Annotated in this window: 13 protein-coding genes; 6 read left to right on the top strand and 7 right to left on the bottom strand. The window is 47.8% G+C overall.

Going from position 1 to position 12,964, the window contains the following annotated elements; genetic code table 11:
• Positions 1 to 48 precede the first annotated feature (48 nt).
• Positions 49 to 1,119, top strand: a complete 1,071-nt coding sequence (locus tag IT233_03140) for an SPOR domain-containing protein (GenBank protein MCC7301615.1) — start codon at positions 49 to 51, stop codon at positions 1,117 to 1,119.
• 53 nt (positions 1,120 to 1,172) lie between these two features.
• Positions 1,173 to 1,931, top strand: coding sequence for a hypothetical protein (locus IT233_03135; protein MCC7301614.1), 759 nt, complete (start codon positions 1,173 to 1,175; stop codon positions 1,929 to 1,931).
• Positions 1,932 to 1,960: 29 nt separating this feature from the next.
• On the opposite strand, the gene IT233_03130 is transcribed toward IT233_03135, so the two are convergent.
• Complete coding sequence (locus IT233_03130; protein ID MCC7301613.1) at positions 1,961 to 2,497, bottom strand: CopD family protein; 537 nt, start codon at positions 2,495 to 2,497, stop codon at positions 1,961 to 1,963.
• A 35-nt stretch (positions 2,498 to 2,532) separates the two neighbouring features.
• Between IT233_03130 and IT233_03125 the strand changes: the two genes are divergently transcribed.
• Positions 2,533 to 3,045 carry an acyl-CoA thioesterase gene (locus IT233_03125; protein ID MCC7301612.1) on the top strand — a complete coding sequence of 171 codons (513 nt, stop codon included), beginning with the start codon at positions 2,533 to 2,535 and terminating at the stop codon, positions 3,043 to 3,045.
• A gap of 6 nt (positions 3,046 to 3,051) precedes the next feature.
• Here the strand turns inward: IT233_03125 and IT233_03120 are convergent, their stop codons facing one another.
• The 4 genes from IT233_03120 to IT233_03105 are packed head-to-tail and all read right to left on the bottom strand — an operon-like array spanning position 3,052 to position 5,379.
• A complete protein-coding gene (locus IT233_03120) occupies positions 3,052 to 4,038 on the bottom strand; it encodes a glycosyltransferase family 9 protein (GenBank protein MCC7301611.1) in 987 nt (328 codons plus the stop codon).
• Position 4,039: 1 nt separating this feature from the next.
• Positions 4,040 to 4,471, bottom strand: a complete 432-nt coding sequence (locus tag IT233_03115; protein ID MCC7301610.1) for a hypothetical protein — start codon at positions 4,469 to 4,471, stop codon at positions 4,040 to 4,042.
• 3 nt (positions 4,472 to 4,474) lie between these two features.
• Positions 4,475 to 4,900, bottom strand: coding sequence for a hypothetical protein (locus IT233_03110; protein ID MCC7301609.1), 426 nt, complete (start codon positions 4,898 to 4,900; stop codon positions 4,475 to 4,477).
• 59 nt (positions 4,901 to 4,959) lie between these two features.
• A complete protein-coding gene (locus IT233_03105) occupies positions 4,960 to 5,379 on the bottom strand; it encodes a hypothetical protein (protein MCC7301608.1) in 420 nt (139 codons plus the stop codon).
• Between the two features lie 171 nt (positions 5,380 to 5,550).
• Here IT233_03105 and IT233_03100 point away from each other — a divergent pair, with 171 nt between their 5' ends.
• Positions 5,551 to 6,318, top strand: a complete 768-nt coding sequence (locus tag IT233_03100; GenBank protein MCC7301607.1) for a TatD family hydrolase — start codon at positions 5,551 to 5,553, stop codon at positions 6,316 to 6,318.
• A 16-nt stretch (positions 6,319 to 6,334) separates the two neighbouring features.
• Positions 6,335 to 7,363 carry a type I asparaginase gene (locus IT233_03095; protein ID MCC7301606.1) on the top strand — a complete coding sequence of 343 codons (1,029 nt, stop codon included), beginning with the start codon at positions 6,335 to 6,337 and terminating at the stop codon, positions 7,361 to 7,363.
• A gap of 6 nt (positions 7,364 to 7,369) precedes the next feature.
• Here the strand turns inward: IT233_03095 and IT233_03090 are convergent, their stop codons facing one another.
• Positions 7,370 to 9,466: a carboxy terminal-processing peptidase gene (locus IT233_03090; GenBank protein MCC7301605.1), complete on the bottom strand. Its 2,097-nt coding sequence runs from the start codon at positions 9,464 to 9,466 to the stop codon at positions 7,370 to 7,372.
• 139 nt (positions 9,467 to 9,605) lie between these two features.
• Here IT233_03090 and IT233_03085 point away from each other — a divergent pair, with 139 nt between their 5' ends.
• Positions 9,606 to 12,119 (top strand): SBBP repeat-containing protein, encoded by a 2,514-nt coding sequence (locus tag IT233_03085; protein ID MCC7301604.1) that lies wholly within the window; start codon positions 9,606 to 9,608, stop codon positions 12,117 to 12,119.
• A gap of 6 nt (positions 12,120 to 12,125) precedes the next feature.
• On the opposite strand, the gene IT233_03080 is transcribed toward IT233_03085, so the two are convergent.
• On the bottom strand, positions 12,126 to 12,869 hold the full coding sequence (locus IT233_03080) for a response regulator transcription factor (GenBank protein MCC7301603.1): 744 nt from the start codon (positions 12,867 to 12,869) through the stop codon (positions 12,126 to 12,128).
• Positions 12,870 to 12,964: the final 95 nt, after the last annotated feature.

Genomic DNA, 12,964 nt, shown 5'->3' with positions numbered 1-12,964 from the left:
GGTCTGCACCCTTTTCAAACCTTTTTTAATGTAAATTTGAGCATGCGAATGGAGCGCTATCTGGAAGAATTGCTTTACCGCCACGAATGCGTGATCATTCCCGGGTTCGGAGGATTTGTGAGTAATTTCTCACCGGCCCGGATCAATCCTTCAACGCATCAGTTCACGCCCCCTTGCCGGATCCTTACCTTCAACCGGCATCTGCGAAACAACGACGGACTTCTTGCCAATCATATTGCTACAGCAGAAAAATTATCGTTTGCAGAAGCACTCGCCCAGGTCAGAACCTATGTTGATGAAATGGAACGGACGCTTAATGGGGGTGATCGTTTTTCTATGAACCGGATCGGAAGTTTGTTTTCCGACCGCGATGGTAAAATCATCTTCGCTCCTTCTGAAGGGCAAAGCTTTCTGCCGGAATCCTTCGGTTTGCATTCTTTCCGGTTCCCGCCCATCCGCCGTGAAGAGCTGGTAAAAAAGGTAGAGAAACAGTTTAAAGACCGGCTCGCACCGGAGGTGATCGAAAAAGGAGTAGCAAAAAGGAGGATTCGTCCTGCCCGTGTGGTCGCTATGGCTGCTTCTGTTCTGTTGCTGGCCTCACTGATATATATTCCATGGCAAACCAGTGTAATGGAACAGCAGGGATGGGCAGACCTCAATCCGTTTAAGAGTCTGAAACCCCGGTTTTTTGTGGAACGCACAGAAAGTTTTATCCCGCCGGGTGAAAGTGACTTTAAAGAAGAGACGATAATGAATTACCCGGATACCGGTGCTTTTACGACGATGAGTGTGGAAGAGGGTTCCGTTCCGGTGGTGGTTCGTCTGAGCGAAAATCCGGCAAATCCGGATAAAACGGTGGTGAAGAACCACGGGAAGGAGAATCGTTTCAACAGAGCTGGAAGATTCCACCTCATTGCCGGCGCCTTCGCCGTACCCCAGAATGCAGATAATTTTGTGGTCAGGCTGAGCAGTGAAGGATTAGGAGCCGGTATCATGGAACAGCAGTTTTCATCGCTGCGCTACGTTTCAGTGGGAAATTTTCAAACCCGGGAAGAAGCACTGGCGGAACTGGCACGGATCAAAGCCTCTCATCCCGACGTCTGGCTTTTGGTTAAATAATGTCAATGATCCAAAAGGAGGAACTCCAGATGCGTTCCTGTTAAAATCCCTTCATGATGAAGTATGTGATTCTGATTTTTTCATTGGCAGCCTTCGCATCCTGCAAGGAACCGGTACCGGTTTATCATTCCAGTCTTCCGGGTAAGCCCCTGGATTCTATACCCTATTCCGTTTGCGGATCATGGGTGGGAATTGATGACGTGATGAAACGCGAACTCAACCAGATGCAGCTGTGGTTCCCGCCAAATCCTGATGACCTGAAATATGTGGTGGCCGATACCTCCTTTCATTCCCCTTCGGATACAGCAAAAAATAAATTGTTTGCTTTTAACAAGCAATCCTGTGAGCAATTCCTGAGACCGATTGATTCCCTGGAGGGCACGGCAAAGAGAAGAATTAAAGTGGGGGTAATCCGGATTATTCCGGGCGGAATGGATTTCGAATTTATGGATTCCACAGGACTAAGAGCGAGCCTTCCCCTTTTCAGACTGGGAGAAAATGTGAAAGTAATTTCCTTCAAAGAAGATTACTTTATCGCTCAGAAAACAGTGCTGGGCTGGGAACTGCTTATGCTGGATATTCATCATAAAAATCTGATGAGTATACGTATCCCGTGGTTTACCGCTTATGATGAGAAAGCCACCACACCGGATGCTTTCCGCAACTCCATGAAATCTACCTGTCCGAAACTCAAACCGGTCCTTAACAAAGAAGGTAAGATCATCGGATTGTCTGCGGCATTAAAACCGGACGAGATTATTGACCTGCTGCGCAACAGTAATACGGACCCTATCAATCTGCACCGGTATTAACTTGCAGGAGAACCGTCTCCTTCTGTAGTTTATTTTTCGCGGTTCTTTTTGTAGAGCTGAACGCCGATGTATAAGCCCGCAGCCAGTGCCACCAGTCCGATTCCCATCCACACCCACCCGGAATTGCTCTTAGGTACTACAAGGAACACAATAGCGAACAGTAACAACGTGGCTACTTCGTTCCAGATTCGGAGCCGGAAGGAACTCCATGCGGCATCTTTATCCCTGAATGCTGTAAATAGAAAGTGATTCTGAAGGTGGTAAAGCACCAGCACACCTACAAAGCACATTTTCAGAATGAACCAGGGTTGTTGAACATAGGCCGAAAAACTCTGAAGTGCCAACCAGGATCCCGTGAGTAATGAAAGAATCATGCTCGGCCAGGTAATGCCGTACCAGAGGCGCCGCTCCATGAGGCGGTACTGCTTACGAAGTATGCTTTTCTCCGGTTCCGGCATATCTACCGTTTCGGCATGGTAAACAAAAAGCCGGACAATGTAGAAAAGACCTGCAAACCAGGTAACAATAAATATGATGTGCAACGCAAGGAGATAATGGAAAGCCATACCTTTATACCTGTAAAGTTAATGAATTGCCAGCCATGAACAAGTCAAAGAAAGCATCTGAAACCCGCGCGGTCCTTACGGAGATCGTTCTTCCCAACGATACCAACACCCTGGGTAATCTGGCCGGAGGTAAACTCCTGCACTGGATGGACATTGCCTCCGCTATCTCCTCGCATCGCCTATGCAAAAGAGTGGTGGTTACGGCATCCGTTAACCACGTTTCTTTTACTGAACCAATAAAACTGGGCAGTATTGTTACATTGGAGGCCAAAGTTTCGCGGGCGTTTAATACCTCGATGGAGGTGTATATTGATGTGTTTGTGGAGGATAATGTGACGGGCGAAATTAAGAAACACAATGAGGCGATCTATACGTTCGTAGCAGTAGATCAGAATGGCGCACCCCTGCCTGTACCGCAGGTGATTCCGGAATCTGAAGTGGAGAAGAAGCGATACGAAGGTGCTTTGCGCAGGCGTCAGCTGAGCCTGATCCTTTCAGGGAAAATGAAACCGCAGGACGCAACGGAGCTTAAGGCGCTCTTTCAGTAATCGCAATCAGCGGTTCAGTGCCGTGGCAATGGCAGTAATATCCTGATCGTACATACAGCGAAAATGCCCCTTTGGACATTGTTCAAATCCCAGCTTCGAACAGGGCCGGCACGGTAGGGATTTGACTTCGAATAAATGACCTTCACCTTTTTTTCCGGTGCCGCTTAAATAGGGATACATGCCGAAGGCCGGAACAGTACTGCCCCACACGGAAATGATTTCCTTTTTGAATGCCGCTGCAATGTGCATGAGACCGGTATCATGTGTCAGTATTTTTCTCGCCAGCTGCACAATGGCCGCGGAAGTGAGAAGATCTGTTTTTCCGGAAAGATCCTGTGCTGTGTTACCCAGTGCGGCGTTGAGTTCCGCCGCTTTTTTCTTTTCACCGGTTCCTCCCAGCAAAACAAGGGGAGCCTGCACCCGGCGAAGCAAATCGGCCATCCGTTCCGGCGGCATTTGTTTGGTTCCGAATTTGGCTCCCGTAACTACTGCAATATAATCCTGTGGCAAAGAAACCCCTGCCCGTGCCAGCAGTTCCTCCGCTTTTTCTCCGAGGAAAAAATCCAGCCCCCTGCCGTCGTTTCGTACACCGAGGTCTTTTACCGTCCGGAAATACCGGTCTACCACGTGTTCATCCGGTAAACGGTTAATTCCTGCATTAACCAGCAGCCACTTTTCAAAATTCAGTTTCGGAAAGGAGGTGGAAGGAACACGCAGTGCTCTTTTAACCTGCCAGCTCCGCAGATTGTGATGCAGGTCCACTATGTGATCGAACTGTTCTGCTTCAAGCGCGGGAATTACTTCGCTTACAGAATGCGTAATCGTGTGCACTTTCCGGATGGCGGGATGGTGTTCTGTCAGCGGCCTGAAAGACGCCTTGGTAAGGTAGTGAATCTCTGCGTCAGGAATTTGTGTCGAGAGACAGCGCACCACCGGAGAGGTGAGTACGATATCACCAATAGAACTGAAGCGGATGACCAGAAATTTTGGCACCTTAGAAAGGAAGGAAGTGATATTCTTTTACTGTACCTGAATCTGTTTCCTGAAGCCATAACTCGCGCTCCTTAAGACGGAGAATGGTGAGACTCCAGTTGTCGGCAGTTGGGGCTGTCTGGTTGAACAGAATGGCATCTTTGTCTCCGCTGAGATGCCAGGTTCCGCTTTGTTCTACATCAATCAAACCCAATAATTTATAGGTAAAAACAAAATTCTCACTTTTTGTCAGTGAATATTTCGCTCCCTGGAAAGTGTTTTGGAAATCTGTGAGCTTGTTTACCCCGTTCTCCCAGTATCCCGAAATCTTCCAGTCATTGGCGATGCGTTCTTTTTTACTGCGTAAACTGAAAAGAGGACCATCTTCATACTTCTTACAGGCTGGGAAGGAGATCAGAAGAACAAGTAGCATGGAAAGGGAAAGAGTGCGCATAGTTTACTGGATGAGTGAATATTCAAATACGTGAACGGACGTCCCGTCATTATAACGCAGCTTGAGTTCTTTATTGTACAGCTTAATGATCTCCTGCAGCGAGAGCATACCCGAAGAAGATTCGGTAAACTGAACATTTTCCTTTTTTTTATCAAACTCCCATGATCCCTGTTCAGAATCAATGGTTAAGGGCAGCGGAGGAATGTTGTAGGTGATGAATTTGTCGTAATTGCCCGAGCGGTGAATGTTCAGCCGCCAGGAAGTTTGCGACAGATCCTGTTCCGTTCCGTCAATGGTCCACTTCATGATCTGCCAGGATCCTTCCAGTCGTTTGATCTTGCTCCGAAAAGAAAAAAACGGGCCCTCCTCATATTTATTACATGAGCACAGACTCAACGCAAGGATGACCGCCAGAACAGGGAAACGCACAGACAAAAATAAAAAAACCCCCGAGGCGAAGCCCGGGGGTTGGTTAAAGCATTAGTGGTTTATTGCTCGTAGGTTGTGATGGTAACATCTCCACCACTTTCATCCTTCAGTTTCAGCATCTTGTTTTTTAACATCACAATTGTGGATGTATCCTTATCGCCGGTACTGTTGGTTGAGATCAGGGTTTCTTTCTTATCGCCGAATTCCCAGGTTCCTACATCTGTTAGAGTGCCGAGAACGGGAACCGTCATGATCATGGTGTATCCTCCGTCCTTCTCAATCTTCAATTCGTAGGTAGAACCGCTCAGGTTTACAGCCGTTCCGTTCACGAGCATTTCAGTTAGTTTCCAGTCACCGGCCAACCGGCCCTTTCTTGTGCGAAGACTGATTTTTGGACCTTCTTCATACTTACTGCAGCTGACAATGGCGATGCTTCCGAACATCAGAAGTGCCAAAGTCCAAATAATTGTTTTTTTCATGTGTTTTGTTGTTTATTATTATTAGATGGTTTTATTTCTTAAGGACGACAAAGTTATCCAAAAGCAGCCATTTCAAAGCAAGTTTTGTTCCGCAAATGATGATCGCTGATAATTATAATTTGTTGGATAACAGACAGATAGGTTTATCCCATTTTATTATCTTCGTCCCGGATGATAATAGATACGCATACCCACCTTTACTTGCCGGAATTTGATGCCGACCGCGACCTGATCATCCGGCGTGCCATGGAGGCGGGGGTCAATCGGTTCTACATGCCCAATATTGATGGGGATTCGATACCTGCACTCTTCATGCTGGCAGACCAATACCCGGAAAGTTGTTTTCCCATGATGGGACTGCATCCCTGTTCCGTTGCCAACCGGTATGCAGAGGATCTGAAGGTAGTAGAGTACTGGTTGGGAAAAAGAAAGTTCAGCGCGGTTGGAGAGATCGGCATTGACCTTTACTGGGATAAGACGTATTACGAGCAGCAAAAGGACGCGTTCCGGCATCAGTTGAGGCTGGCAAGAAGGTATTCACTGCCGGTGGTTATACATACCCGCAATTCGTTTGAAGAAACTTATCAGGTAATCCGGGAGGAACGCTGGGATGGTATGAGGGGAATATTTCATTGCTTTTCCGGCAGTGCGGACCAGGCAAGGCGGGTGCTGGAACTGGGATGCTTTATGCTCGGAATCGGAGGTGTGATTACCTTCAGGAACTCCGGACTGGATAAGCTGATAGGGGAGGTGGGCGTAGCATCCGTGGTGCTGGAAACGGATGCGCCGTATCTTGCACCAGTGCCCCACCGCGGTAAACGCAACGAGCCGGCCTTTTTAACCCATGTTGTTGCAAGACTTTCGGAGATCACAGGGAAAACTGCGGCGGAGGTGACGACCCTGACATCTGAAAATGCGCTGAAAATATTTGGGAAATAAAGCTTCCTTTGTATCTATGGCCAGACCTCCCAGAGTTTTACTCATTTATACCGGCGGAACCATTGGCATGATGCAGGACCAGCGAACCGGTCAGCTGCGTCCTTTTAATTTTGCACGGCTCAGCGAACAAGTGCCTGAGCTGAAAAAAACCGGAGTGCAGTTGGAGAGTTATGCATTCAAGCATCCGCTGGACTCCTCCGATATGTCACCCGCGGTATGGGTTGAAATGGCTGAGGTAATAAGAAAAAATTATTCCCGGTTCGATGGTTTTGTAATCCTGCACGGATCAGATACGATGTCGTTCTCCGCTTCAGCGCTGAGTTTTATGCTTGAAGGACTGGCCAAACCGGTCATCTTCACGGGTTCGCAGTTGCCCATTGGTATTCTGCGTACAGACGGAAAGGAGAACCTCGTTACCGCCATAGAGATCGCAGGGGCCGGAACAAAAGGCAAACCGGGTATTCGTGAAGTATGCATTTATTTTGAGTATAAATTATTCCGTGGTAACCGTACGCACAAGTACAATGCGGAGCAGTTTAACGCTTTTCAGTCGCCGAACTATCCTGAACTCGCGGAAGCGGGCGTACATCTTAAATTCAACACCGCCGCTTTGCTTAAGAAGCCGAAAGGAAAACTCAGGGTGCATACACGCATGGATCCTTCAGTGGCCATACTGAAGGTGTTTCCGGGCATTGGTCCTGCACTGGTGAAGTCCGTTCTTCAGACGCCGGGTATGAGGGCCGTGATCCTCGAAACGTTCGGTTCCGGAAACGCCAGCACGCAAAAATGGTTTCTCGATGCATTGGAGGCCGCAATCAAAGGGGGTCTTATTGTACTTAATATTACTCAGTGCAATGCCGGGAGCGTGGTTCAGGGAAAATATGCCACTTCGGCCGGGCTGAAAAAGATCGGAGTTACGAGTGGCGGGGATATGACCACAGAAGCCGCACTTACAAAGCTGATGTTCCTGCTAGGAAAAGAAAAGGAGCCGCGCAAAGTTGTTCGCTTGCTCAGGCAGAACCTCCGTGGTGAACTCACGCCCTGACTACCTCTACTTCCAATCTCCCAGCACGTTCAGCGTTTCCCATACGTATACATCCTTTTTAAGACTTTTATGCCACTCCTTGTGCCGGTCGTTCTTCGTTGAATCGCTCTCAATGAGTAAGCGGTCGGCCGACGCATAGGAAATCTTCATTTCTTTTTCTTCCGTGATCTTATCGTATTTCTTGTTCTGCTCCTTTTCCATTTTGCGCTCCTTCAGATACTGCGCAAGGTTAAGCGAGTACCTGGTTATATCCCTTTCTTTTTTGAGCTGTTCAGCCCACTCTCCGATGAGCCGGAAACGGGGTTCATCTTTTACCCGCGCATCACTTTTCGTACGGAGTTGCTGTATGTTCGGGGAAGCATTCCATCGGGAGTAGTCTGCCTTTCGTACTTCGTCCCATGACAATGGATATTCCATGTCTTTTTCTCCGTCGGTGATGTACTTATAAACATCCGGTAATACAATGTCGGGTTCAACCCCCTTCAGCTGTGTGCTGCCGCCGTTTACACGGTAGAATTTCTGTATCGTCAGTTTCACCGCACCAACAGGCGCTATACTGTCGAACTGCGGAAGAAGATATTCATCCAGATTCACAAATTGCTGTACAGTTCCTTTGCCGAACGTACTCTTGCTTCCGATGATCACTCCCCTTCCATAATCCTGCACGGCTGCCGCCAGAATCTCTGAGGCGGAGGCAGAATTCTCGTTTACCATAATGGCCAGCGGACCGCTGTAGATTACATTCGGATCATCATCGCCGTATACCTGGGGAATCTTTTTATCTCTCTGCATCACCTGCACTACCGGTCCTTTAGGAATCAGGTATCCCATAATGCGGATCACATCCTGCAATGAACCTCCGCCGTTATTTCGAAGGTCAATCACAATCCCGTCTACTTTGTCTTTGCTCAGTTTTTCCAGTTCCAATTTCATATCCTTCGAGCAGTTGCGTCCGTTCGCCTTGGTGAAATCGGCGTAGAAACCGGGCAGGTGTATAAAACCAATTTTTTTATTTCCTTGTTCGATCACTGCAGACCGGGCATAGGTTTCCTCGAGTACTACAACATCACGGATAATGGGAATCACGAGAATACTGCCATCAGGTTTTTTAACCGTGAGCCGCACTTCCGTTCCTTTTTTTCCGCGGATCAGTTCAATCGCGTCATCCAGCCGCATCGCCGTTATATCTACCGGCTCGTTCGCGCCCTGTGCCACTTTGGTTATAATATCACCCGCCTTCAGTTGTCCCTGTTTCCAGGAAGGACTTCCCGGCACAATACTGGCAACCTTAATTGCCCCGTCACGCTCATTTAGCTGGGCGCCGATCCCTTCCAGCTGTCCGCTCATCTGGATGTCAAAATTCTTCTTGTCCTTGGGCGGGAAAAACTCTGTATGTGGATCATAAAGATTGGCGATACAGTTGAGGTAAATATAATACCGGTCGTACCGGTTAATCTTCATCAGACGGGAAAAGTAATCGGCATTGGTTTTTCCTACCTTCTCCCGTGCTTCTTTCTCAAGCTCCGCAAAACGAGGCGAATTAAGATCAAACTTTTTTGTGCTGTCTTTTTTTTCTTCGTCTTCAATCATTTGCGCCAGGCGCAGCATCACCTGGTACTTCATGGCCGTGTACCAGGCGGCTTTCATTTGTGCGGTGGTTTCCGGATAGAGTAGTTTTTTGGGATCTGTTTCAATCGCGTCATCCCCGTTAAAGGAAAACGGCTTTTCCAACGCCTCTTTATAATACACTTCCGACTGCTTCACGCGATTTTGCATGAGCGTATGTGATTGATCAAAAAAATTTACGGTGCCTGCTTTCAGTTCATCGTCCAGTAACAGCCGGTACTTTTTCAATTGATGCACATCTTCCTGCAACAGAAATTTCTTACTGTAATCCAACCGCTCCAGATACATGTCGAACAGCTTCTCTGAAAAATCATCCGAATAATTCTTCGGGGAGTAATGAACCGAGTTCAAACTGCTGGTCACCAGGTTCAGCATCACCTGATCACGAACCTCCGAACCGTTGAAAATATACGCGGCGGAAAAAAGAAATAGGGCAGATATGGCTGCCGTAACCCGGGTGGTTCTTGTCTTAAACATAGCGCTTCTGTGAATGATTAAATGTACGGGTACTTTCCAAAAAGGATGCCGTAAGGCAACGGAATTCACACAGATGGCGTCTATAAATGACGGAATTTCATATTATTAGTATATTTGGTACCCTTAAACCGGATTCCATATGAAGAGGATTCTACCCCTTGTTCTTAGTGTCTGTATTTCAATGACTTGCGCATCGCAGGTGAGTATACTGTGGAGCCAGACCTACACCTCCACAGGCAATAATATTGACCGTTCTGTAGAAATGGTGATGGACGGCAGCGGAAATGTGTATGTGACAGGGATTGGGAGGGGCACCAGCAACTTCGATATTGTGACCATAAAGTACAATTCCGCAGGTGTTCAGCAGTGGATTTCCACGTTTAATGGATCCGGGAACGGACTCGACGAGGGAAGAGGTATTGCACTGGATGCGGCGGGTAACGTGTATGTGGTGGGATGGAGCTACGCAACCAATTATGATTATGTGACTATTAAATATAACGGTGCTACAGGCGGACAGGTTTGGGCCAGGTATTTTAACGGAACGGCGAATTCCACGGATGATCCCTATGATATACAGGTAGATGCCGGCGCGAATGTGTATGTGACCGGCGGAACGAATTCAACCGGTACGGGTGAAGATTATGGTACGGTGAAATACGATTCGGCGGGAACCCAGCAATGGATTCGTCTTTACTCCTTTACAGGAGCCAATATCGACAAAGCCCGCGCCATGTATATAGATAACACCAACAATATATACGTAACCGGACTCAGTACAGGATCCGGATCAGGTCTGGATTACGCCACCCTGAAATACGATGCTGCAGGAACCGCTTTGTGGGGCACTCCTCACCGCTATAATGGTACAGGTAACAATGATGATGAGGCAACCGCTCTTACTGTTGATAACCTCACCGGTAACGTTTACATCACAGGTTACAGCCGCAACACGGTGATTATTGATTATGACATAGCCACCATTATGGTGAACAGTTCAGGCACCCAACAGTGGGCCATGCGCTACGGAGGAACAGCTGCAGAGCTGGACCGTGGGAACGACATTGTAGTGGATGCTGCCGGCAATTGTTATGTGGGGGGAAAAGCAAAGAACAGCACGACCAACGAGGACCTCGTAGTGCTGAAGTATGACAACGCAGGTGCATTGCAATGGAATACGGTTTACAGCGGATTTTCCAATTATTTTGACGAGGCAAAATCACTGGTGCTGAATCCTGCCGGTACTTTCCTCTATGTGGGAGGTGCCACCAATTTCGGAACCACCCTGAATGATTTGTATACCCTTAAGCTGCAAACCGGAAACGGCTCTGTTGTATGGGGAACGCGTTTCAATGGCGCCGGAAACGGGGCCGATCTTAATTTTGATATTGCCATTGATGCCCAGGAAAACGTATACGTTACGGGCCAGACTACCGGCACCGGAAGCGGCAGCGATTTCATCACTATAAAGTATTGCCAGCTGCTGGCATCGGCCGGAGCCGATGATTCCATTTGTCTTAATGCTTCCGTTCAACTGAATGCATCTGCTCCGGGAGCCACAGCATATAGCTGGAGTCCGGCATCCGGATTGAGTAATACCACTATTGCCAATCCGATCGCAAATCCTACCGTTACCACCACCTATGTGGTTACCATAACCAATGCCAACGGCTGCACTGATTCCGACACACTCACCATTACCGTTTTTCCGTTGCCCGGACCAAGTATTACCCCCAACGGCCCCACAACGTTTTGTGCCGGCGGAAGTGTAACACTCAGTGGCCCTGCGAATTTCAATTACCTCTGGGCGCCCGGAGGTCAAACCACACAGTCTATAAACGTTACCTCATCAAACACCTATACACTTACCATTACGGATACCAATACCTGTGCGGCTCAAAGCACACAAATGGTTACCGTAAATCCGCTGCCGAGTGTGTTTGCGGGTCTGGATGATTCAATCTGCCTTTCTCAGAATGCTCCCCTGAATGCCACCGGGGCACAATCTTATTTGTGGAGTCCTTCCGGAACATTGAGCAATCCCAGCATCGCCAATCCGGTAGCAGGTCCCGTGACCAATACAACGTACACCGTAGTAGGAACCGATGGCAACGGATGTACTAATCTTGATTCCGTAAGCATTACTGTGAATGCGAATCCACCTGTTCCAACTGTTTCGTATAATTCTATTACCGGAATTCTCACGTGTAATCAGGCCGGCTACTATTACCAGTGGTATTCGTTGTACCCATCCGTTCTTATTCCCGGTGCAACACAGCAGACGTATATGCCCGTGCAAAATGACACGTTTTACGTTGAGATCATTGATAACCTGGGATGTTTTACATCTTCGGATACCAGCATAGTGATCAATGTGGGAATAACCGAATATGGCGACCCATTTTCCGCGGGACTTTATCCGAATCCCAATAACGGAAGTTTCATTATGCACTTTAGCACGGGAATGGCCCAGCAGATGAATGTTCAGATCACGGATGTTTCCGGCCGCGCACTGTGGAGCCGGTCGCTGGGAAATGTATCGGGTGAAATGAGGGAGACGATTTCAGTAGCGGAGTTTGCCTGCGGCATGTATCTGTTAAGGCTGCAGGGCGAGAGTGGAGAAACCGTCTTACGGTTCAGTATTCAACGCTAAAAAGGTTTACAGCTGCTCGAGCATTTCCATCACCTCCGCTTTTTTACGCGTGGAGACGGAAACATGGCTTTTATCAGTCATTAACAGATAGCCGCCGTCCGCTTTAATAAATTCTTTGATGTGTCTGGTGTTAACGAGATGGCTTTGGTGCACTCTGAAAAATCCGCTGTCGGACAGTAAGTCATCGTATTCTTTTAGTGTTTTTGTTACCAGGTGCGATTTCCCACCCGTCAAAAAAAAGCGGCTGTAATTACCGTCCGCTTCTATCCGGATGATGTCATCCAGTTCCAGCATGTGTACCTTTTCAGATGTATGAATGGCGATCCGGGTATGTTTCTTCTTAATATTCTTTAATGCTTCTGCCAGTAACTGCATTGAACTGTCTGATTTGTTCCCCTGGTCTTTTACTTTTCTGACCGCTTTCTGAAGTTCTTCCGGATCTACCGGCTTTAGCAGGTAATCCACGGCGGAAAATTTAAATGCCTTGATGGCGTGGGCATCAGAGGCAGTTGTAAAAATCACTTTGAAATTCTTCTCTGAAGTTTGTTCCAAGACATCAAATCCGTCACCGTCCTGCATTTGAATGTCAAGGAAAACGATATCGGGATCACATTTTTTCAGTAAGGCCATTGCCTCCCTCACTCCACCTGCTTCCCCGAGTACCTTCACATCAGGGCAATACTCCTCAAGATCTCTGCGGAGGGTGGTGCGGGCTTTTTCTACATCGTCAACAATAATGGCGGAAGGCATGAGGCAAAAGTAGGAAATTTACGGGTCCTTTCTGCTTGAGAAATAACCGTATCCAGCTCAAAGCTGGTCATTTGATTAAATCCGGATAGTATCTA

The organism is Bacteroidia bacterium (genome assembly GCA_020852255.1).
Classification (GTDB): Bacteria; Bacteroidota; Bacteroidia; order JADZBD01; family JADZBD01; genus JADZBD01.
This window is presented reverse-complemented; position numbering and strand designations above follow the sequence as displayed.